General features: G+C 33.2%; 22 protein-coding genes and 2 tRNA genes. 20 read left to right on the top strand and 4 right to left on the bottom strand.

Features of this window, described 5'->3' with window-relative positions:
- Position 1 precedes the first annotated feature (1 nt).
- The 12 genes from PLR68_01485 (at position 2) to PLR68_01430 (ending at position 9625) form a co-directional block, all read left to right on the top strand.
- On the top strand, positions 2 to 1258 hold the full coding sequence (locus PLR68_01485) for an ABC transporter permease (protein ID HOW60414.1): 1257 nt from the start codon (positions 2 to 4) through the stop codon (positions 1256 to 1258).
- Positions 1259 to 1347: 89 nt separating this feature from the next.
- Positions 1348 to 1689 carry a hypothetical protein gene (locus tag PLR68_01480; protein ID HOW60413.1) on the top strand — a complete coding sequence of 114 codons (342 nt, stop codon included), beginning with the start codon at positions 1348 to 1350 and terminating at the stop codon, positions 1687 to 1689.
- Positions 1690 to 1712: 23 nt separating this feature from the next.
- Positions 1713 to 2840: a thioredoxin domain-containing protein gene (locus tag PLR68_01475; protein ID HOW60412.1), complete on the top strand. Its 1128-nt coding sequence runs from the start codon at positions 1713 to 1715 to the stop codon at positions 2838 to 2840.
- A 74-nt stretch (positions 2841 to 2914) separates the two neighbouring features.
- The gene (locus PLR68_01470; protein ID HOW60411.1) at positions 2915 to 3487 is read left to right on the top strand and encodes a 2-oxoacid:acceptor oxidoreductase family protein; all 573 of its coding nucleotides are present in this window, start codon (positions 2915 to 2917) and stop codon (positions 3485 to 3487) included.
- Between the two features lie 8 nt (positions 3488 to 3495).
- Positions 3496 to 3762 carry a 4Fe-4S binding protein gene (locus tag PLR68_01465; protein HOW60410.1) on the top strand — a complete coding sequence of 89 codons (267 nt, stop codon included), beginning with the start codon at positions 3496 to 3498 and terminating at the stop codon, positions 3760 to 3762.
- On the top strand, positions 3763 to 4929 hold the full coding sequence (porA, locus tag PLR68_01460; protein ID HOW60409.1) for a pyruvate ferredoxin oxidoreductase: 1167 nt from the start codon (positions 3763 to 3765) through the stop codon (positions 4927 to 4929).
- A gap of 5 nt (positions 4930 to 4934) precedes the next feature.
- Positions 4935 to 5843 (top strand): thiamine pyrophosphate-dependent enzyme, encoded by a 909-nt coding sequence (locus tag PLR68_01455; protein ID HOW60408.1) that lies wholly within the window; start codon positions 4935 to 4937, stop codon positions 5841 to 5843.
- Between the two features lie 12 nt (positions 5844 to 5855).
- A tRNA-Thr gene (locus PLR68_01450) sits at positions 5856 to 5928 on the top strand.
- 110 nt (positions 5929 to 6038) lie between these two features.
- Entirely contained in the window at positions 6039 to 6785 is a 747-nt protein-coding gene (locus PLR68_01445; protein HOW60407.1) for a ZIP family metal transporter, read from the top strand.
- 5 nt (positions 6786 to 6790) lie between these two features.
- Positions 6791 to 7889, top strand: a protein-coding gene (gene prfB / locus PLR68_01440) for a peptide chain release factor 2 (protein HOW60406.1) whose coding sequence is annotated in 2 segments (ribosomal slippage) — positions 6791 to 6856 and positions 6858 to 7889 — 1098 coding nt in all. Because the reading frame shifts where the segments join, the coding sequence is not laid out codon by codon here.
- Positions 7890 to 7930: 41 nt separating this feature from the next.
- Positions 7931 to 8659: a cell division ATP-binding protein FtsE gene (locus tag PLR68_01435; GenBank protein ID HOW60405.1), complete on the top strand. Its 729-nt coding sequence runs from the start codon at positions 7931 to 7933 to the stop codon at positions 8657 to 8659.
- A 54-nt stretch (positions 8660 to 8713) separates the two neighbouring features.
- On the top strand, positions 8714 to 9625 hold the full coding sequence (locus PLR68_01430) for a permease-like cell division protein FtsX (GenBank protein HOW60404.1): 912 nt from the start codon (positions 8714 to 8716) through the stop codon (positions 9623 to 9625).
- Positions 9626 to 9708: 83 nt separating this feature from the next.
- Here the strand turns inward: PLR68_01430 and PLR68_01425 are convergent, their stop codons facing one another.
- Together PLR68_01425 and PLR68_01420 are read right to left on the bottom strand one after the other, a co-directional pair.
- A complete protein-coding gene (locus PLR68_01425) occupies positions 9709 to 10023 on the bottom strand; it encodes a hypothetical protein (GenBank protein ID HOW60403.1) in 315 nt (104 codons plus the stop codon).
- Between the two features lie 47 nt (positions 10024 to 10070).
- A tRNA-Gln gene (locus tag PLR68_01420) sits at positions 10071 to 10141 on the bottom strand.
- 106 nt (positions 10142 to 10247) lie between these two features.
- Here PLR68_01420 and PLR68_01415 point away from each other — a divergent pair.
- Complete coding sequence (locus PLR68_01415) at positions 10248 to 10982, top strand: pseudouridine synthase (GenBank protein HOW60402.1); 735 nt, start codon at positions 10248 to 10250, stop codon at positions 10980 to 10982.
- Between the two features lie 4 nt (positions 10983 to 10986).
- Positions 10987 to 12105 (top strand): glycosyltransferase family 1 protein, encoded by a 1119-nt coding sequence (locus PLR68_01410; GenBank protein HOW60401.1) that lies wholly within the window; start codon positions 10987 to 10989, stop codon positions 12103 to 12105.
- Positions 12106 to 12511: 406 nt separating this feature from the next.
- On the opposite strand, the gene PLR68_01405 is transcribed toward PLR68_01410, so the two are convergent.
- Both PLR68_01405 and PLR68_01400 read right to left on the bottom strand, forming a co-directional pair.
- Positions 12512 to 13843 (bottom strand): hypothetical protein, encoded by a 1332-nt coding sequence (locus PLR68_01405; protein HOW60400.1) that lies wholly within the window; start codon positions 13841 to 13843, stop codon positions 12512 to 12514.
- Between the two features lie 5 nt (positions 13844 to 13848).
- Positions 13849 to 15660, bottom strand: a complete 1812-nt coding sequence (locus PLR68_01400; protein HOW60399.1) for a hypothetical protein — start codon at positions 15658 to 15660, stop codon at positions 13849 to 13851.
- Between the two features lie 57 nt (positions 15661 to 15717).
- Here PLR68_01400 and PLR68_01395 point away from each other — a divergent pair, with 57 nt between their 5' ends.
- The 6 genes from PLR68_01395 (at position 15718) to PLR68_01370 (ending at position 21198) form a co-directional block, all read left to right on the top strand.
- On the top strand, positions 15718 to 18165 hold the full coding sequence (locus PLR68_01395; protein HOW60398.1) for an AAA family ATPase: 2448 nt from the start codon (positions 15718 to 15720) through the stop codon (positions 18163 to 18165).
- Positions 18166 to 18186: 21 nt separating this feature from the next.
- On the top strand, positions 18187 to 18873 hold the full coding sequence (locus tag PLR68_01390; GenBank protein ID HOW60397.1) for an HAD family phosphatase: 687 nt from the start codon (positions 18187 to 18189) through the stop codon (positions 18871 to 18873).
- 64 nt (positions 18874 to 18937) lie between these two features.
- Positions 18938 to 19702, top strand: coding sequence for a glucose 1-dehydrogenase (locus tag PLR68_01385; protein HOW60396.1), 765 nt, complete (start codon positions 18938 to 18940; stop codon positions 19700 to 19702).
- 20 nt (positions 19703 to 19722) lie between these two features.
- The gene (locus tag PLR68_01380; GenBank protein HOW60395.1) at positions 19723 to 20232 is read left to right on the top strand and encodes a hypothetical protein; all 510 of its coding nucleotides are present in this window, start codon (positions 19723 to 19725) and stop codon (positions 20230 to 20232) included.
- Between the two features lie 43 nt (positions 20233 to 20275).
- Positions 20276 to 20617, top strand: coding sequence for a hypothetical protein (locus PLR68_01375; GenBank protein ID HOW60394.1), 342 nt, complete (start codon positions 20276 to 20278; stop codon positions 20615 to 20617).
- On the top strand, positions 20593 to 21198 hold the full coding sequence (locus tag PLR68_01370) for a CARDB domain-containing protein (protein ID HOW60393.1): 606 nt from the start codon (positions 20593 to 20595) through the stop codon (positions 21196 to 21198). The genes PLR68_01375 and PLR68_01370 overlap by 25 nt, the downstream gene beginning before the upstream one ends.
- Positions 21199 to 21263: the final 65 nt, after the last annotated feature.

Below are 21263 nucleotides of genomic sequence, written 5' to 3'. Positions count from 1 at the left end.
TATGTTTAAACGATTTATATTATCAATAAAACTTGCCTTGCGAAATCTCCGGAATAATAAGGGCCGAACTGTTTTAACGTTAATTGGAGTGGTGATCGGAATTATGTCGGTTATTGTGGTTAATTCCAGTGGTGAAGGCGTAAAAAAATACATAATGGGACAATTTGATAGCTATGGCAATGATATAATCCAGATTGAAACAAAAGTTCCATCAACATCAGCGACATCTTCTGAAAACGCTATGGGTCAGGCTATGGGAGTTCAAATTACGACACTAAAAACTTCAGATGGAGAAGAAATAAAAAAACTTCCCAACGTAGATAGTTATGCCGCTGGAACAATGGGACAAGAAATAGTTTCTTACAAAGGTGAAAATAAAAGATCAATGCTTTTTGGCAGTGGCGCAAACTATCCCTTAATTGATGCTGGAGCAAAGGTTTCCGAAGGCATGTTTTATACTGAAAGTGAAGACAATAGTTTGGCGCAGGTTATTGTGATAGGACAGGATATAAAAGAGGCGCTCTTTAAAAATGAAAGTCCTATTGGAAAAGATGTAAAAATAAAAGGCCTAAATTTTAAGGTGATTGGTGTTTTAGGAAAAAGAGGAACAGTAACATTCTTTAATTATGACGAATTAATCTATATTCCAGTACAGACTCTTGAAAAGAAAATTCTCGGAATTGATTATGTGAGATATATAACGGTGAAAGTAAAGGACGTCAGTAAAATCGATGTGACTGCTTCTGATATTACAGATCTTTTAAAAAGATTACATAGAACTCCAAAGCCGGAGCAGGAAGATTTTTCAGTCATGACGATGCAGGAAGCAAAGAAAATTATTGACGACGTTTTTAATGTTATTACGATTTTGCTTTTAGCGCTTACCTCAATCTCTCTTATAGTCGGCGGGGTTGGAATCATGAATATTATGTATGTTGCGGTAGTTGAAAGGACTTTTGAAATAGGGCTGCGCAAAGCAGTCGGCGCAAAATCGAAAGATATTCTTAGGCAATTTCTCTTTGAAGCTATTATCCTTACATCTCTTGGCGGTATTGTTGGAATAATTCTTGGTTTTTTGATAAATCTTGCTTTTTCATACATTTTTTCTCTACTTGGTTTTTCTTTGCAACTTTCATTGACGCTCAACTCTATTTTACTTGGAGTAGGCTTTTCAATGGCAACAGGCATAATCTTTGGTTATTACCCGGCTTGGAAGGCATCAAAGTTATCACCCATGGATGCTTTGCGTAAAGAATAAAATTATGCAATATTTAGAAAAACCCGCAAGTTGTGGGTTTTTTTTCTATATGTTAGTTTTAAATCAAATATTAATGCTAAAAAATAAATATGAAAAAGGAAATAGAAGATATTGAAGTGAATGAGTCTAAATCAGAATCATCCATAATTTACGAAGATTCAGGCAAAAAATTGAAACGCGGAGCTATTTTTGAGATGTTGCTTTTTTTCATCCTTGGAATTTTAATAGGAATTACTATAAAAACTGAAGCAGTAAAAAAGATAACGATAGGTTTTAGTGATTACAAAATTGCATCAGGTAAAAGTTCATATGATATAGAATCAATGAAAAGAAATTTAGAACAGCAACAGGCGGAAGCAATTCAGGCGGCCCAACAGACTCAGCAGGAACAAATTGATAATCAGGCAGAAAGTGAGCAATTGCAACAATAAATAATTAATAAATACACATAATTATGGAAGAAGAAAAAAAGGACTCAAAATCATTATCTGAAAAAGAAGAGCAAGAAAGGATAGAGTCATTAACTTTGGCAGAAAAGCCAGAAGAGGAAGATGATTTATTGCAGTCTAAAGAAAAGAAAATTAAAAATCTTATTTCAGCTTTGATATTGTTGGGCGGTTTGTTTGTTGGAAGTTTGTTTGTCGATGTAGTCCAGCTGTTACGTGGAGGCGGATTTTCTCAACGTGCACTGGACAATACTGATGTTTTTTCTTCAAACGGAAAGTCATGGGTTGCGTACAATGAGCCAGTTATAACAGTTCAGGTTCTCAATGATGATACCTGCGGTGATGCATGCAAGCCCGATGAAATTCTCGTGGCGCTTAAGCAAGTTATTCCAACTATACTTACTAAAAAAATTGATGTTGCTTCTGAGCAGGGGAAGAAACTCGTTAATCAATTCTCAATAAAAACAATTCCAGCTTTTATTTTTTCAAAAGAAATTGAACAAACAAGTTTATTTTCTCAGGCGCAGGCATTTTTCGATAAAAAAGAGGATTCATATGCAATCAAAAGCGCAGAAGCTGGATTTCCGATAGGAAAATATCTTATTGCTCCTGCAATCAATGAAAATGATATAAAAATTGGTCCAAATGATGCTAAAGTAAAAATTATTGAATTTTCTGATTTTGCAAATCCAATTGATGCTAAATTCTTTAAAGATGTTGTTTCTAAATTGATAAAAGATTATGGGGATAAAATTCAATTTTCTTTTAAGAATTATTTTATGCCAACATCTACACAATCACTGAGTGCTGCCTTAGCTGTTGAATGTGCTAATGAACAGGGAAAATTTATGGTTTATGCTGAAAAGCTTTATTCATCACAGGCGAGCTGGAGTAAACTTAAAGATGCGACTGTAATAATGAAATCATTTGCATCACAACTGGGTCTAAATACAAGTGATTTTAACCAATGTCTAAACGATAAAAAATATCAAGAAAAATTAGTCCAGTCATCCAATGATGGTCAAAGCTTTGGAATCAATGAAACCCCATCTATTTTCTTAGGAACTGATATTGAAACTTCGTTGGCAAGTTATGATGATATCAAGAAAATTGTTGATGAGCAGCTGAGTAAATAGATAGATTTAAAAATAAATTAAAAACAGGGGCTACCCCCTGTTTTTTTGTTTAAAAATATGATATTCTTATAAATATGAAATTCAATAAGGATACATTTGAAGTCATTTTTTTTGCACGTGGAGGGCAGGGAGCTAAAACAGCTTCTGAGCTTATTGCGCATTCGGCTATTTTGGAAGGAAAATATGTCAAAGCGTTCCCATTTTTTGGTCCGGAAAGATCAGGTGCCCCAACTAGAATGTTTTTAAGAATTTCAGAAAAAGAAATCAGGACCCAGGAGCCAGTTATTGATCCGGATGTTGTGGTTGTTTTAGATGAAACAGTCATAGATTGCCAGGATGTTGTGAAAAACTTGGATAAAGATGAAATATTGGTCGTTAACTCAAAAAAAAATCCTGAAGAAATCCGTAAAAAAGTTCCTAATTTTGAAGGTAAAATCCGCACTATAGATGCAACAGGAATTGCACTGAAAATTACTAGCAATCCAAATCCCAACATGGTGCTCATGGGTTATTTTATAAAAATTTCAGAAATTATAACCCTAGAAAATGCTATGCAGATTTTCAGGAAAGTTTTTACTCCTAAAATCGGAAAAGAACTTACAGAAAAAACAATACAAGCCATGCAAGTTGGTTATGATGAAATATAAACAAAATTATGGAAAAAGGAGCTATTATAAAGCATAGTATTAAAAATTCTTCCAAAACAGGAGATTGGCGTTATATGAAGCCAGAAATTGATATATCAAAATGTATTGGATGTGGCATTTGTGTTTCATATTGCCCGGAAGCAGCTATTGAATTGAAGAATAAAAAATCAAAAAATAAAAACAAGAAAGTTGCAGAAATCGATTATGATTATTGCAAAGGCTGTGGAGTCTGCGCATCAGTCTGCCCTGTAAAAGCTATTATTATGAAAAAATAAATGGATAAAAATAATAAAAAAATTGAAGCAATGACTGGTGGTGCAGCGATGGCTGAGGCTTTACGTCAAATTAATCCTGACGTAATGGCTGTTTATCCTATTACTCCACAGACTCCGATTATAGAAACATATGCCAAAATGAAAGCTGATGGAAAAGTCAAAACAGAAATAGTTCAGGTTGAATCAGAACATAGTGCCATGAGTGCCACAATTGGAGCCTCAGCAGCGAGTGCAAGAGCAATAACAGCAACCAGTTCGCAGGGACTTTTATATATGGCAGAAATGTTGCCGATTGCCAGTGGGCTAAGGCTTCCAATTTTAATGTGCGTTAGTTCTCGCGCTCTAAGTGCTCCGCTTAATATCCATGGTGAGCATGGTGATGTCATGGCTGTGCGCGAAGCTGGCTGGGTCCAAATTTTCTCCGAAAATGTGCAGGAGGCTTATGACAATACAATAATAGCTTTGAAGCTATCCGAATCAATTGATTTGCCTGTAATGTCGATTATGGACGGTTTCCATACTTCGCATACGACAGAAAGGCTCGAAATTTGTGACGATAAATCAATAAAAAATTTTTTGGGTGACAGAAAAGCTGAAAAATCATTGCTTGATTTTAATAGTCCCGTGACATTCGGAGCTTTGGCTCTGCAAAACTCATATTTTGATTTCAAGCTGGACCAGGAAGAAGCAATAGAAAAAGCAAAAACGGAATATAAGAAATTGTGTGCAGAGTATATGAATATATCCGGAAGAAAACATGGGATTTTTGAAACATATAAATTAGAGGATGCAGATTATGTAATAGTTATGATGGGTGCAACCGCAGGAACCGCTAAGGATGTTATAGATAGTTTACGCAAAAAAGAAAAAAAAGTCGGACTTTTGAATATTAAACTATACAGGCCTTTCCCATATAGGGAAATTGGACGCGAAATAGCGCATGTAAGAAAAATTGCTGTTTTAGACAGGGCTATTTCCATAGGAGCCTATCCGCCATTATATCAGGATATTGTAAATAGTTTGCATCACGCCGGCAGTCACAAAAATGAAATTGCCAGCTATATTTATGGTCTTGGTGGGCGTGACACATTACAAAAAGATATTGAAAAAGTTTTTAAGGATCTAGAAGAAGGGGAAATAAGCAATAAAATAAAATATCTGAAATAAAAAGCATGAATAAAGATTTAACTAAAAAATTAGCTCCGGGTCATGCGACTTGCGCAGGATGCGGGATACCGGCTATTGTACGGACAGTACTTGGTGCAACAAATGAGCCTGTGATTGTTTCCAATGCAACAGGATGTTTGGAAGTAACTACAACTATATATCCGAATACTTCCTGGAAAGTTCCCTATATCCATAGCGCTTTTGGCAATGCAGCGGCAACGGCATCTGGAATAGATGCTGCCCAAAAGGCATTAATGAAAAACAAGAAACTAAAAAAGCCTGCTAAAATTGTTGCCTTTGGTGGCGATGGGGGAACATATGATATCGGTCTCCAGGCTCTTTCTGGAGCGTTGGAACGTGGACACGATTTTCTGTATGTTTGTTATGACAATGAAGGATACATGAATACGGGCGGACAAAGATCTGGCGGAACACCTTTTGGTGCTAACACGGAAACGGAACCAGCTGGCAGTGATTCTTTCGGAAAATCAAAGCAAAGAAAAGATTTAATGGAAATTGTGAAAGCGCATAATATTTCTTATTTGGCACAGGCTAATGTTGCATATCTTTCTGATCTAAAAAAGAAAGCCAAAAAAGCCTTAAAAACTCCGGGACCATCATTTTTGTTAGTGCTTCAGCCATGCACGAATCTTTGGAAATTCCCAACGTCTCAGTATGTCAATATTGGAAAATTAGCCACTGAAACAAATTTCTGGCCACTTTATGAAATAGAAAATGGAAATTACGTAATTAATTACACACCTAAAAATCCAAAGCCAGTCGAAGAATTTTTAAAAACCCAAGGACGTTTTAAACATCTATTTGTTCCAAAAAATAAATCAGTAATTGCAGATATTCAAAAGACGGTTAATGAAAATTTTAAAACACTTGTAAAAAAGGCTCAGATAAGCTAAAATATGAGCTATGCCGATGTAGCTCAGCTGGTAGAGCAATGCACTCGTAACGCATAGGTCGCCGGTTCAATCCCGGCCATCGGCTCATAATAAATAAAGTGTCATCAGCCTGTCCCGTAGCGAAAAGAAGTTTCTGCTACTGGGGTTCGATTCTAATAGGTGGATTATCTTATAAAATAAATTTATTTATAATAAATGCAAGTCTGGATATATACCTTAATAAGCGTTTTGATTGTAAGCCTTATTTCCCTCATAGGTATTTTTGTTTTTTCTTGGAAATCAAAAAAATTTCATGAGATTTTAATTTTTTTAGTCAGCTTTGCTGCTGGCACGCTTTTGGGTGATGCTTTTTTGCATTTGATTCCTGAGGCTATGGAAAAAGAAGGCATACATGTATCTTTTTTGGTTTTAGTTGGTTTTATAATCTTTTTCATATTGGAAAAATTTTTGCATTGGCGGCACTGCCACGATGAACACTGTGAGAAACATGAAAAAGTATTGCCTTATGTAATTTTTTTCGGAGATGCTATCCACAATTTTATTGATGGAGTAATCATAGCCGTCAGTTATTTGGTTAGTATTCCAGTTGGTATTGCTACTACTTTGGCAGTAATTATGCACGAAATACCACAGGAAATAGGAGATTTTGGAGTTCTTTTATATGCCGGCTTTACAAAAAAAAAGGCACTGCTTTATAATTTTATATCGGCAATTTCTGCAATAGTTGGTGCAATAGTGACTTTATTAATAAGCTTAAATATAGAAATCATAGCAAATGCTTTAGTGCCAGTTGCTGCCGGAGGATTTATATATATAGCCAGTGCGGATATGATTCCGGAATTGCACAAGAATAATGGAGAGAAAATAAGTCATTCAATCTGGCAATTAGTGTTTATGGGTGTTGGCGTTGCTATGATGTCTACGCTTTTGCTACTTGAATAAAATTTATGAAAGAAATTTTAGAAAAACTTGAAAATATAAAATCTAAGCTCCCGCTTTTGCGGGACTATCTTTGACGTTGAACAAAAAAAACAAAAAATATTAGAATTGGAGGAAAAAATGTCTGCTAAGTATTTTTGGAGTGATACGCAAAAAGCTGCCCAGATTTCTAAAGAGCTTGAGCTTTTGAAAAATGAATTGGAAAATTTTGAAAATATAGAAAAAAAAGCAAAAGAGTTATTAGAACTTGTAAATCTGTTTGAATCCGGCACAGACGAAGAATTAAAAGAAATTAAAAAACAAGTCGATAAATTACAAAAAGATTTTGATGATCTGGAATTTAAATCATTACTTAGTGGAAAATACGATCAAAATGATGTCATTTTGGCTATCCGTAGTGGAGCTGGGGGGGTAGATGCTCAAGATTGGGCAGAAATGATTCTCAGGATGTATTTAAGATGGGCTGAAAAAAATGGGTTCAAAACCAAGATAGTAGAAGAATCGAAAGGAACAGAAGCTGGGATAAAAAGCGCAACAATTGAAATTTCAGGTGCTTATACTTATGGATATCTGCAAGGCGAAGCAGGTGTGCATCGTTTGGTAAGGCTTTCCCCATTCAATGCTGATAATTTGCGCCAAACATCATTTGCATTAGTAGAGGTTTTGCCGATTATTGAAGAAATTTCTGAAGTAGTGATTCAGCCACAAGACTTAATTATTGATACTTACAGATCTTCAGGGGCTGGCGGACAGCATGTGAACACTACAGACAGTGCTGTACGGATTACACATATCCCAACCGGAACAGTTTCAATGTGCCAAAGCGAACGATCTCAACTGCAGAATAAGGAACAAGCCATGCGTGTTTTAAAGGCCCGGATACATAAATTATATTTAGAAAAACAGCAGGAAGAAAAACAAAAACTCAGGGGTGAATATAAAAGTGCGGAATGGGGGAATCAGATCCGTTCTTATGTTCTGCATCCTTATAAAATGGTTAAAGACCATCGTACAAAATATGAAACCAGTGATGCGGAAAAAGTCTTGAGCGGTGATCTTCATGAATTAATAGAGGACTATCTACGCTTTGCGGCTCAGAAAAAATAGTATATAATTAAAACATAGCAAAATTATTAAAAAATATAAAAATGATCAGGTTCGATAATGTTTCTAAAATATACCCAGGTGATTTTGTAGCCCTAGAGAACGTTAATCTTTTTATAAAAAAAGGAGAATTCGTTTCTATTATTGGACATAGCGGATCAGGTAAATCAACTTTGCTTAAGTTGATATATGCAGAAGAACAGCCAACAGGAGGACGTGTATATTTTAATGATCGTCCTTTAGATGAAATAAACAAGAAACTTCTTCCATTTTATCGCCGTAATATAGGCACAGTCTTCCAAGATTCTAAACTGCTTCCTAAAAAAACAGTTTATGAAAATGTTGCTTATGCTCTTGAAGTTTCAGATAGCTCAGAAGAAGAAATTAAAGAACTTGTTCCTCAAATCTTAGATATTGTCGGTATGGGAGATAAAATGGAAAAATATCCAAATCAGATATCAGGTGGTGAAAAACAAAAAGTTTGTATAGCCAGGGCGCTTGTGTGCAAACCTTTGGTTATAATTGCAGATGAGCCTACAGGAAATCTTGACCCTACATCAACTTGGGAAATCGTACAATTACTTTTAAAAATAAACAGCATGGGAACTACTGTTTTATTAGCTTCACACAATAAGGGTATTGTAGATAAACTAAATCGTCGTGTGCTGGAATTAGAAAAGGGAAAACTAGTAAGAGATAATGAAAAAGGAAAATATGAGGATAACTCAAAAGAAAAAAATATTACCGAAGAAAAAAAGAAACAAGTTCTATGATTTTTGCTAGATTTATAAGATTTAAAAACAAAAAATTAAAAAGAAGACAGAATTATGAAATTAATAAAATTAAAACGCACATTTTTTGAAGGACTTGATAATTTTCGTCGTAACGGATGGCTAAGTTTTGCAACCGTTAGTGTTTTGGCAATATCCCTATATGTGATAAGTGTTACTTTTATTTTAGGCGTGACTACAAATATCATTTTAAAAAACATACAGGATGATTTAAGCGTCAGTGTGTATTTCAATTCAGATATTGAGGAAAATACAATATTGGATATAAAAAATAAGCTGGTTGTATATGATGAAATAAAATCAATAGATTATGTTACTAAGGAACAAGCATTAGAAAATTTCAAGAAAATCACAAACAATAGTGATTCCATTTCGCGTGCACTTGAGTTGATAGGAGACAATCCATTGCTATCTTCTTTAGTTATAAAAGCTAAAAACCCTGAACAGTACGGTATAATTACACAAGCAATCAGTAAGTCTAGTTTTGCAGATAGTATAAGTAATATCGACTTTGAAGAACATAAAGAAGCTGTTCAGCGGCTTAACTCAATTGTTAAACTTGTAGAAAAAATCGGCTTTACTCTCGGTTTAGTCTTTATTTTTATCGGTATAATGATAACATTTAATGCTATCAGACTTACTATGTATGCACACAAAAGTGAGTTTGAAGTTATGCGTCTTGTCGGAGCTTCAAATGTTTATATTCGTATGCCTTTTGTTTTTGAAGGTATTTTCTATGGAGTAGCATCTGCATTTTTAGTTATGATTTTTCTTGGTATAACTTCAAAATTTTTGGCGCCGATTACCCAGAACAGCATTTCTGGAGAGAACATTTTCTCGTTTTATTTAGATAATTTCTTTATTATCTTTATTTCACTTATCTTTTCAGGCATAGCTCTCGGAACCATCAGCGGACTTATTGCGATTAAAAGATATTTGAAAGTATAGAGATTTCAGAACGATATAATTAAAAAATCCCTTTACCATTATGGCTTGGGGATTTTATTTTTCGTTTATTAATAATATTTTTCTTATGTTTTTTCTTCTAATTCTCTGGCTTCTTCACACCATGGTTCTGGAGCGTTGACCGCTAAATAATGCAAATTAATCTCATCGTTTTCTATATTTCGTTTTTTTAATTCTCGCCATGCTTTCTCTTTATATTCATCTGTAAATTCTAGCCAAGAATATTTAGCTGCGATTAAGGTGCTTAGCGTAGTGCTACTTGCCATAGGCATGAGCTGTTCCCATGCTCTTTGACGTTGTTTCTCAGTTGAATTTAAGCCTCCTATTATGTCACAGAGGCTACGGATTTTAGCATATTTTTTTTCTTCATCATTCGTCATAGTCCTGCCTCCATAATTTAATTTTATAAAGTACTTTATTGCTTTTGTTCCGAGGTAGAGATTCGAACTCCAATAAACAGGACCAGAACCTGTTGTCCTACCATTAGACGACCTCGGAAAATATCTTGAAAAATGCATGTATCAAACAAAATAAAGTATATCAGAAATATTGAGAAAATCAAGATTTTCTTGTTAAATCATTTAAAATAGGATAAGCTTTATAAATGAATAATACAAAACAAATAAATAAAATAGACTATCCAATACGCATTAACCGCTATTTGGCACTCCATAATTATTGTAGTCGCAGGGAAGCGGATGGATTTATTACGAAAGGAATAGTTGAAATAAACGGCAAAAAAGCCAGGATAGGTGATAAAGTCTATGAAAATGACAAAGTCAAAGTAGATTTAAAAGTTTATAGAAAGGTTAAAGAATATGTTTATTTAGCTTATAATAAGCCTAAGGGAGAATTAACCAATCAAGACAATCAGACCGGTAAAAAGATAAAAGATGGTGGTAAATTTCCAGAGGACATTTTTCCCATCGGACGCCTAGATAAAATTTCTCATGGTCTTATTATCCTTTCTAATGATGGACGCATTACTGATAAACTTTTAAATCCAAACAGAAATCATGAAAAAGAATATGTAATTAAGGTAAATAAGCCTATTAAAAATATCTTTTTGAAAATTATGAGTGTCGGAGTTCAGCTGGAAGATTTTAAAACCAAGCCGTGCATTATCAATAAAAAAGATGATTTTACTTTCAATATAATTCTGACAGAAGGCAAGAAACATCAAATCAGGAGGATGTGCGATAATCTCGGGTGGGGAATAACTGATTTAAGAAGAATCAGAATAATGAATATCAAATTAGGCAATTTAGGTTTAGGACATTATAGAAAAATACAAGGAAAAGAGCTAGAAGAATTTTTAAAGAAATTAGAAATAAAATAAATTTATGAAGATTGCAATTCATGCGGCAGATTTGGATCATAACAGGATAGATGGCACCAGAGTTTATCTTTTTAATATGCTCAAAAATTTCGGTAATCTTGATAAAACCGATAAATTTTTTATTTATCACAGAGATTTTTTCAATCATCACCTAACTCCTCCAGATTTTAATAATTATTCAATAAGAAAAATTCCTTTTCCATTTTTATGGACGCAGACTCGTTTTGCTTTTGAAGTTTTTATAGATAGACCTGATATCCTTTGGATGCCAGTACATAATATACCTTTACTCCGAAATAAGAATACAAAGGTCATAGTTACTATTCACGATTTAGCCTTTAAAATATTTCCGAAATATTTCACTAATAAAGATCTTTTTAAGCTTAATAAATTAAGTAATATGGCTATTAAAAATGCTGATCATATTATCGCTGTTTCACATTCGACTAAAAATGATATTTTAAAATTTTATCCTGAAATTAAAAATGATAAAATTTCCGTTGTTTATCATGGATTTGACAGTGAATTATTCCAAAAGGATATTTCTCAAGAAAACTCAGAAATAATACTGAAAAAGTATTGTCTAAAAGCTAAATCTTATTTATTATACGTCGGCGCAATTCAGCCAAGAAAAAATCTTGGAGTTCTTATTGAGGCTTTTGAAAAAATAAAAGAAGGCAATATTGATTTAAAGCTAGTTATTGCTGGTTCTCCTGCTTGGAAAAGCGATAATATAATTAAAAGAATAAATAACAGCAGATTCAAAAAAGACATAATTATCACTGGAAATCTTGAATTCGAAAAATTATCCGCAATTTATCGGAATGCAAAATTATTTATTTTTCCGTCACTTTATGAAGGTTTCGGGATACCTATATTGGAATCTATGGCTTCTGGTGTTCCTGTAATTTGTGCTAAAAATTCAAGTTTAACTGAAGTCGGTGGAGATGCGGTGCTTTATTTTCAAACAGAAAATAGCAAGGATTTAGCTGATTGTATAGATAAAGTTATGCAAGAAAAATCACTTGAAGATAAATTGATACAAAAAGGGACTGAACATGTAAAAAGCTTTTCGTGGGGAAAATGTGCCAAAGAAACGCTCGATATTTTAATTTCAGCCTAATCTTTAGGCTCGAAAATTATTTGGTATAAAAGTAAAAACAAAAATAAAGTAGAAATTACAATAATTATATTTTCCCAAAAGGCAAATTTCAAAAGGGAATTTCCTAATAATAGAAAAGTTAGCAGAATTAGAACAGGCAATAACCTGTTTTTTTTGATTGCAGGAGAGGTATAAGTCAGGTCAAACTTTTTTCCTATGAGAATTATAAATATAAAAATTAATAATATAGGAAGAATGACGAGTATAAAGCTTATATGAGAAGAAACAACTCCAGGCAATGCCCCTTCAGCTATTAACATAAAAATAAAAAACATAAGCAAAAGGAATAAAGCATCATGTAGAAGTTTATATACTATAAGCACGTAATTCTTATTTAGTACTGGTAATTTTGGAATATACATTATGGCTATTTAGTATAATTAATTATTAGACTCGTTTTTGTTCCCGAGAGAAAAGCCATGAAATTATCAAAATTCTTTGCTGTAAAGAAGGTTATGCTGGCATTATTTATTTTTGCATTATTTGCAAATTTTAAATCAATCTGAAAATCAATACCAATAAAATTATTCATAGAATTAAGCATAGCATCACATTCGTATGTGTTTTTTGGAAAAAATACTTTTTTCAATTGGCATGAAACAATAGTTTCGCTTTCTTCGGAATCTACTATTACTGGTTTCTGTTTTGAATATGTTTTGGCAACAGCTAAACTTTCTATGGGACGCTTTTGTTTATCCTTAATGATGAAATATGTATTTGTCTTCCTATCCAAAAATAAAGTTCCATCCGGATGTGGCTGGTTATAAGTGAATTGTTTTTGTTTTTTATAAATACTGAGTTCCTCCGAATTAATCTGAATAACATCGTCCCAATTGAACCCCTTTTTGACAAAAGTTTCTGCATTTGATATAGGATAGCTTTTTTCTTCGCTCAGGAAAAAAACCGATGGAGCCAAAGATGCTAATGTGCCATCCGTGAATCCAAGGTATGTTTCTGATATCTTATATCGGTTTAAAAAATCATCATTTTTTATAATTGCTTGTCCGGATTCGAATTTTGACAAAAAGGCCCCGGCACTTACGAAAGGGAAAAGCTGGCGGTTTTTTAGTTGATAGTAAGTGTCGCCAATATTAAAAAAAGTGTCATCTGGGTAAATATTTGCATCAGTTATATCAGCTCCATTTTTGTTGTATTTTAAATCATCTAAAGAAACATTCAGAAAAGAGTCTTTTGAATAACCAAGCTGTTCGACTATATTATTATTTGAAAATTTTCTGAGAGCATCACCGGAAATTATATAATAAGAACCGTTTGCAAAAAGAAGAGTTCCATTTCTGAAACCAACCGGATCACCAGTTGGATAGAAAAAAGCTTCATAAGATCTGCGTATCTTTATGGAAGTTCCTTCGATATTTTCAGAATCCTTGCTTGTCTTTAATTTAATAGTGGAATAAGAGAAGTTTCCTAAGGGACTTGCAGTAAAGATCATATCCTCATTATTTTTGACAAAGCCTTTTTTTATTGCTTCAGCTTGGGACATTGTACTGGATAAGTCCAGCGTATTTTTAGGAGAGTTTATATTGTCAAAAGATAAAGAAAATGATATGAGAGGAAAAATAATTCGGTTCAATATAAAAAGTGTGCCTATCAGAAAAAACAAATATAAGAAAAACTTAGCAATCAAATATTTTTTGCGCAAATAATTTTCAAGTTTTATTTCTTCAGTTAAATCAAACATAATATTTAATTGTTTTTAATTTTAAATATTTTACCGCTTGCCGAAATCTCTTCTTTTTCTGGCCATTTGACGCCATCATTCTGATTTGCTTTTAATTTTAAAAAAGTAAAATTATATTCATTTTCTGGTACAAGCCTATTGGCTATTGAACTATTTAAATAATAAGGCACCTGTTTATTTGGAGCAACAAGATATGTGTTACTGAATTTTTTTAGGTCTAATTTTGCCAGATCATTTATATTGAAAAAATATACTGCATTTTTCCCATAAATTGAACTAAGGGGTCCGCTAATCATATTTAAACCATCAGTAGTTGTTTCACGGTCCATAAGGATGAGATCATGAGAGGAAAAATTTTTTGCGAATGTTGCTGTCTGCTTATCAAGTCCTTGATTCTCTGAAAAAGTTAGATATTTTAAAAATGGTGGAAAATTGTTGACAATAAGCAATATAGAAATAATGCCTGAAAAAATAAAGATTTTTTTACTTTTCATATTTTCCAAGCCTCGTCCCAAAATTAGTCCAGAATAGAAAATTCCGATAGGCAAAAGAGAGAACATAAATCGCCTGAGCATCCAAGGGTTATCATTAGTTATATGAGAATCAAAGAAATATATAAAAGTAGGCAGGGCTATAAAAAGAGGGATAAGCTTATAATACTCTTTTTTCCAAATGAAAAAAAATATGCCAATAGCTCCGACTATAAAAAAACCTATTAATCCGTATATTAAGAACAACTTTTCAATATAAAAAGCTGGCAAAACGATATCTTTAAGTACGTCGGCATATCTGTCTTGAGAGTAAATAAAAGGGGATAAAAATACTTTTGCAACCTCGTGATAAAAACTGAAATCCCTGAAAATATTTGCTATAAAAATTATGGTAAAAAATATTACTGGCAGAAAGAACCTCAGGAAAATTTTTTCTTTTATGAATTTTCTGACAGCACTATTGTATAGGATTATGATTGCAGAAACAATCATAATAGCGATTCCTTCAATGCGTGTGAAAAAAAGAAGTGTTGAAGACATAAGGAATACGTAAAAATAAAATCTTCTAAAGTTTTTCAGAAAAAGCATCAATGACAATATGGATAGCCATAAAAGAGACAATGCCATGTTTTCACTGAGCGTAAATTTTGAGAACCACATGAAAGAAAAAGAAGTTAAGGTAAAAGTTAGTGTTAATAAAGCATAGGGAAATCTTAAGAATAGCCTGGCAAGTAAATAAAAAGAAAGAATAAAAATAAAAAACAAAATAGCATTAGCCACTATGAATCCGATGGTTCCAAAAAGAGAATAAAAAAGTGCTAGCCAGACTATGTAAACCAAGGGGAATTGAGTTGTCAGGTTACCTTCATTGGAATAATAAAAACCAGGAAAATTGAGTGCTCGGCCTGGTCCATAAATTTTAAAAAATTCCGTGCTAGCAGGAGTTGAAAATTCAAAAGTATGATTCTGAACTAATCTTATAGCAGCTTCGCTAATAGATCCCTGATCCCTGCCTGAAAAAATAGTGGGAGTTGAAAAATAAGAAAATAAGATTACCGTAAGAATTGATATCATGCTTATTGCCAGCATTTCACGGGAAATAATTACAGAATATCCATTTTTTAATATAAAATAATAAAACAGAAAGATTCCTAGAATAACAATCAAAATCCATAAATAAGGCGCATAAAAAAAACCTCCTAATGCGGCTATGAAACCAATCCAGGCTGCGCCTAACCAAAACAGGGCCTTAAAAAGAAAAAATTGGTAATCTTTTGATGACAATTTTAAATCTTTCATTGTTTCGATTATACCCGTTATTTTCATATTTGCAAAGCGATTTTTTATGATGTAAAATTAAGTAAATCAAAACAAAAACTAGCAATGAAAAAGCCTAATTTTTTTTATTGGTATTACAGTCAAGGCGTTTGGGAGCTATTGGAAATTTGGAAAAACTTTCTGTTTTTTGTTTTTAGGAATTTCTCCATATTCCGACTTTTAAAAACGTTGGTTTATCCTTGGCATCGGGACGTTTCTATACAAAGCTGGCGCGGATTGCATCCCTTTAGGACACTTGAGATTATAATTGAGAATATAATTTCTCGCTTCATTGGCATAATAGTCCGCTTGGTAATAATTTGTTTTGGAATAGCATTATTTATTGCAGTTATATTTTTTGGAATAGTAATTAACTTTATCTGGATCAGCGCCCCGTTATTCTTCTTGTTTTTATTTGCATTCTCAATAAAGGGACTTATTAACCCGTTTTTTTCAGGCGGTTTTGTTTTAGGTTGGATAATTTTTTCAATTTATTGCTATCTTAATGACACAAAAATTGTAGCAACGGAAATGGGGCCTGATGAATTTTTAAAGCACAAATCATTTGAAAGGATATGCGGAAGGCTTGGCATAGTTGGCAAAAGATTTCCAAAAGAAATAATGAGTGATGAAAAATTATTGGATGATTTTCTTAGAGCCAGAGGGCTTACGCAAAAAGATTATCAATATTTAATAAGGCATGAGTTTTTAGATGAAGAGAAAAAAAACAATTCAGGAAGATTTTGGCGTTTAGAAAATTTAAAAAAAATAAGGCCAATTGGAATGCATTGGCATTATGGTTATACCGTTAACTTAGACAAATATTGTAAGGATTTATCAGAAAGCGATTGGACTGATTACGGCAAGACAGAACTTATTGGACGGAATGAAGAATATGAAATTCTTAAAATGATTATTCAGCGGCCGGATCAGAATTGCGTATTAATAGTCGGTAATTCTGGAGTTGGCAAGAAAACTCTCATTCATTCATTGGCACGAAATATACGAATAGATGAAGAAAAAGAAATAGAGGATATTAGGATACTTCTGCTGGATTTAGGCCGGGCTATTTCTGATGCTATAAACAAGGGAGAAGATGTAGAGAATTTTATGCGTTTGCTTTTTCATGAAGCTAGTTATGCAGGTAATGTTGTTTTGGTTATTGAAAATATGGAAAATTTTATAGGCAAGGAAGTTAATACTTTTCATCCAGACATTTCAGCGGTTATTAGTGAGTTTCTCGAGGTTCCAACTTTTCAAATAATTGCCACATCAACCACTAAAGAATACCATCACTTAATTGAGAAACATGATCAGATTATAAAATATTTTGAGGTTATTGAAATGCGTGAGCCATCTGAAGATGAAACAGCGGCAATTTTGCTTTTTCAAATGCAAAGATATGAAAATAAAAGGATAATATTTACCTATAAATCTATAAAGGAAATCATAACTAACAGTAGTAGATATAATTGGGAATTTCCATTGCCTGAACGTGCATTGGATTTGGCAATGAATGTTCTTATGTTTTGGGAAAAAAAGTCTGATGAACAATTTATTACTGAAAAAACAGTCAATGATTATCTGACGTTAAAAACCGGAGTGAAGCACGGACAGGTTGAGGGCGAAGAAAGAAAAAAACTATTAAACCTTGAAGATACGCTTCATCGACAGGTTATTGGCCAAGAAGAAGCTATAAACCATGTAGCTGAAGCTTTTCGAAGATCTCGTAGTGGAATAGGAAATTCAAAAAAACCTATAGGAAGCTTTCTTTTTCTCGGACCGACTGGAGTCGGTAAAACAGAAACTGCTAAAGCTCTGGCAAAAGCTTATTTCGGGGATGAATCAAGAATAGTTCGCTTAGATATGAGCGAATTTCAAATGCCCAATTCAATCGATCGTTTATTGGGATCGAATCAGCTTAATCAGCCGGGGAGGTTAGTTACGCAAATAAAAGACAATCCTTATTCTTTATTGCTTTTAGATGAAATAGAAAAAGCTTATCCTGAAATTTTAGACATATTTCTTCAAATTCTTGACGAAGGATTTGTTACAGATGCCTTCGGAGAAAAAATAAATTTTACTAATACCATGATTATTGCAACATCTAATGCGGGTGCATCATTGATTAAAAAAATGGTTGAAGAAAATATTCCAGCAGAGGAAATAAAAGAGGCAATCATAGATTACGTAATTGAGAATAACATATTTCGCACCGAATTTTTGAATCGCTTTGATGGCGTTATATTTTTCCGTCCACTCAATGGCCGGGAATTAGTAAGCGTTGTACGTCTTCAATTAGATAAATTTGCACGTCGTGTAGCTAAAGAAAAAAATATAGAAATAACTTTTAGTGAAAATGTTATTAATGACATAATCCAAAAAGGGTATAATCCAATTTTCGGAGCGCGTTCAGTAAACAGATATATTGAAGATACAGTTGAAGGAATTATTGCTAAAAAAATAATTTCCGGAGAAGCGGTTAATGGTGAAAAAGTAGAAATAAGCCTATAGCTTAAAATTTAAAATGGAAATATGAAAAAAATTGCAATATTTGATATAGATGGAACAATTTTCAGGTCTAGTCTTTTAATAGAAATAACTGAAGCATTGATTGAGGCTGGGCTGTTTAAATCATCTGCTAAAAAATATTATTCTAAACAGCACAAAAACTGGCTTAACAGGAAAGATTCATATGAAAAATATATAGATAGAGTGGTTAGGGCGTTTGAGCTTAACATAAAAGGAGTTAAATATAATGATTTTATAAAAATTTCTAAAAAAGTCATAGCTGCTAAAAGAAGCCAGACTTATCAATATACCAGAGATTTAATCCAAGAGCTTAAGAAAAAAGATTATTTTCTGTTGGCTATTTCTAATTCTCCTAAAATAATAGTGGATGAATTTTGTAAACGTATGGGTTTTAATAAAGCATATGGAAGGATGTATGAAGTGAACGAAAAAGGAATATTTACTGGCGCGATAATGCATAGAGAGATGATAAGCAATAAAGCTAAAGTTCTGCAAAGAGTTATAGAAAAAGAAAAATTAACTATCAAAAATTCCATAGCTGTTGGAGATACCGAGTCTGATATTCCGATGTTCAAAGTAGTCAGCAAGCCCATATGTTTTAATCCCAATAAAAAACTCTATCGTGTGGCTAAAAAGAACCAGTGGAAAGTTATTATTGAAAGAAAGGATGTGTTTTATGAAGTGATATGATAAAATAAATATTATTGTAGGAAATGCAGAAAAAATAAAATAATAAATTAAATAATTAAAAAATATGAATAAAAAGATTGAAGAAATTTTTGATTTTAAAAGCAAATCAGTGATTGTTACGGGTGGATCCTTGGGTATAGGCTATGGAATAGTGCGCCGGTTTGCTGAAGCAGGAGCAGATGTTGTTATAGCAGATATAAACGAGAAAGCTGGCAATCAAAAAGCCAGTCTTGTTTCCAAAGAATTTGGAGTTAAGGTTATTTTTGTTAAAACTGATGTTAGTCTTGAAGAAGATGTAAAAAACCTGATAAATGAAACTGAAAAAAACTTTGGAAAAATTGACATCATGATTAACAATGCCGGAATTTTCCCTTTTGCTAATGCTATGGATATGAGCGTGGAAGAATGGGATAAAGTTCAGATGGTTAATCTTCGCGGTGTTTTTATGTGCTCGAGAGAAGCTGCTAAAATAATGATAAAAAATGGTGGAGGAAATATAATTAATATAGCTTCAATAGATGCCTTGCATCCAAGTATGGTTGGTTTGGCAGCTTATGATGCTTCAAAGCATGGAGTATGGGGGTTTACTAAAAACTTAGCGCTGGAATTAGTTGATAAGGGAATAAGAGTTAATGCTATTGCTCCAGGCGGAGTGCAAACAGAAGGAACCAGCCAAGTTGATCCCAGTGATTTTGCCAAGTCTATACCGATGAAAAGAATGGGCGAACCTGATGAAATGGCAACAATAGCTTTATTTTTGGCAAGCGAAGCATCTTCATATATGACAGGATCGATTATAGTTGCTGATGGGGGAGTGCTCCTTAAATAATTTTAGGACACAAAAATAATATGGATATAATTTCCCACGGTCTTTACGGGGGCATAGCTTTTGGCAGAAAAAATGCCAAAGATTATATAAAAGCTTTTTTAATTGGAATAAGTCCTGATATTTTTTCTTTTGGAATTTTTATGGCTGCTAGGATACTGGGATTTGCTCAAGAAATAGATTTTTCCAAAGGGCATATGGATCAAAGCCTTATCCCAGGGTATGTGCATATTCTCTATGGCATTACCCATAGCCTGATTATTTTTTTTGCGACATTTTTTGCTGTTTGGCTTATACGCAAAAAACCATACTGGATTTTGGGCGCCTGGGGGCTTCACATTTTAATAGATATTCCCAGCCATTCTTTTGATTTTTTTCCGACCCCGTTTCTCTGGCCAATATCTGATTTTATGATTGATGGAATCGGCTGGGGCAATCCAATTATATTTTTTCCGAATGTAGCCATATTAGTCATTGTTTATGCTATTTTTTTATACAAGAGGCAGAAAAATAAAATTAGACAAACCCAGTAAGATAAGCTAAAATAGAATAAATTAAATATTAAATTATAAAAATATGGAACAAGAAAATGTATCCAATATCAATAATGAATCAGGCAAAGCGCCTAATTCAAAGAAAATTTTAATATTTATAATAATTATTTTATCTGCAGCAGTTATTATATTAGCCACTCTTTTTGTTAATAGCTTGATTAAAAATTCCCAAAAGGAAAATGAAACTGTTAAAAATAACACACCTGCAAATGAAGAAGTTGCAAAGGAAATTACTCCAAATGTAAATCCTCCGGCTAATGGAACAGCCACGGCAGTACCTGTAGAGGTTAAAAAGGCTGATCTCTACGTGAAAAATATGTTTTTAGTGAAGAACCAAAAATGGGATCTGAATTTGTTGTTATAGTGGAAATTGCCAATAAAGGGCAAGCTGCGTCAGGAGAATTTTATTGGGAATGGTGGGCAACTGCTTCTGAACAGATATGCAAGAAGAAAGTATCAGCCATTCAGGCTGGCGGCAGCAACACTGTCCAATGCAATTATACTTATTCAAGCTGGTCAGATTATGCGACAAAAGCTATTGTTGATTCCCAGAATGATGTAGATGAAAGCGATGAAAATAATAATGTTGCCAAAAAACAAGTTGTTCCTATTCATGGAAAAGCTGATTTGTCTGTCAGTGAATATGATTTTAATCATGACCCGGTAATGGGGGAAGAATTCAAAGTTAAAATTACCATTAAAAATAAGGGCCAAACAAACGCTGGTTCCTTTAAATGGGAATGGTGGTCAAATGCCTATTCGGCTTCTTGTGATGGCAAAATTGATGAATTGAAAGCTGGAGAAAGCAAGGATGTTTCTTGCGAGTATACTTATGGTGGATGGTCAACTTATGCGACCAAAGTTGTTGTTGATACTGATGATGATGTTAATGAAAGCAACGAGGGAAATAATGTTTCCACTAAAACCGTAATTCCTATTCATTAACTCAAGATAAAAAAGACTTGCTAATAAAAAGGATGGGATTTGCCATCCTTTTTGATTTTAAAAAA

The sequence above is a fragment of the Candidatus Moraniibacteriota bacterium genome, from assembly GCA_035390125.1.
Taxonomy (GTDB): Bacteria; Patescibacteriota; Minisyncoccia; order Moranbacterales; family GWC2-37-73; genus DAOOTD01.
Note: the sequence above shows the minus strand (reverse complement) of the source record. Positions and strands in the feature narration are given on the sequence as shown.

Excerpts from the sequence above, each read along its gene's own strand:
- PLR68_01485 (HOW60414.1), top strand. The coding sequence starts at position 2 with ATGTTTAAACGATTTATATTATCAATAAAACTTGCCTTGCGAAATCTC.
- PLR68_01480 (HOW60413.1), top strand. The coding sequence starts at position 1,348 with ATGAAAAAGGAAATAGAAGATATTGAAGTGAATGAGTCTAAATCAGAA.
- PLR68_01475 (HOW60412.1), top strand. The coding sequence starts at position 1,713 with ATGGAAGAAGAAAAAAAGGACTCAAAATCATTATCTGAAAAAGAAGAG.
- PLR68_01470 (HOW60411.1), top strand. The coding sequence starts at position 2,915 with ATGAAATTCAATAAGGATACATTTGAAGTCATTTTTTTTGCACGTGGA.
- PLR68_01465 (HOW60410.1), top strand. The coding sequence starts at position 3,496 with ATGGAAAAAGGAGCTATTATAAAGCATAGTATTAAAAATTCTTCCAAA.
- porA (HOW60409.1), top strand. The coding sequence starts at position 3,763 with ATGGATAAAAATAATAAAAAAATTGAAGCAATGACTGGTGGTGCAGCG.
- PLR68_01455 (HOW60408.1), top strand. The coding sequence starts at position 4,935 with ATGAATAAAGATTTAACTAAAAAATTAGCTCCGGGTCATGCGACTTGC.
- PLR68_01445 (HOW60407.1), top strand. The coding sequence starts at position 6,039 with ATGCAAGTCTGGATATATACCTTAATAAGCGTTTTGATTGTAAGCCTT.
- PLR68_01435 (HOW60405.1), top strand. The coding sequence starts at position 7,931 with ATGATCAGGTTCGATAATGTTTCTAAAATATACCCAGGTGATTTTGTA.
- PLR68_01430 (HOW60404.1), top strand. The coding sequence starts at position 8,714 with ATGAAATTAATAAAATTAAAACGCACATTTTTTGAAGGACTTGATAAT.
- PLR68_01425 (HOW60403.1), bottom strand. The coding sequence starts at position 10,023 with ATGACGAATGATGAAGAAAAAAAATATGCTAAAATCCGTAGCCTCTGT.
- PLR68_01415 (HOW60402.1), top strand. The coding sequence starts at position 10,248 with ATGAATAATACAAAACAAATAAATAAAATAGACTATCCAATACGCATT.
- PLR68_01410 (HOW60401.1), top strand. The coding sequence starts at position 10,987 with ATGAAGATTGCAATTCATGCGGCAGATTTGGATCATAACAGGATAGAT.
- PLR68_01405 (HOW60400.1), bottom strand. The coding sequence starts at position 13,843 with ATGTTTGATTTAACTGAAGAAATAAAACTTGAAAATTATTTGCGCAAA.
- PLR68_01400 (HOW60399.1), bottom strand. The coding sequence starts at position 15,660 with ATGAAAATAACGGGTATAATCGAAACAATGAAAGATTTAAAATTGTCA.
- PLR68_01395 (HOW60398.1), top strand. The coding sequence starts at position 15,718 with ATGAAAAAGCCTAATTTTTTTTATTGGTATTACAGTCAAGGCGTTTGG.
- PLR68_01390 (HOW60397.1), top strand. The coding sequence starts at position 18,187 with ATGAAAAAAATTGCAATATTTGATATAGATGGAACAATTTTCAGGTCT.
- PLR68_01385 (HOW60396.1), top strand. The coding sequence starts at position 18,938 with ATGAATAAAAAGATTGAAGAAATTTTTGATTTTAAAAGCAAATCAGTG.
- PLR68_01380 (HOW60395.1), top strand. The coding sequence starts at position 19,723 with ATGGATATAATTTCCCACGGTCTTTACGGGGGCATAGCTTTTGGCAGA.
- PLR68_01375 (HOW60394.1), top strand. The coding sequence starts at position 20,276 with ATGGAACAAGAAAATGTATCCAATATCAATAATGAATCAGGCAAAGCG.
- PLR68_01370 (HOW60393.1), top strand. The coding sequence starts at position 20,593 with ATGGGATCTGAATTTGTTGTTATAGTGGAAATTGCCAATAAAGGGCAA.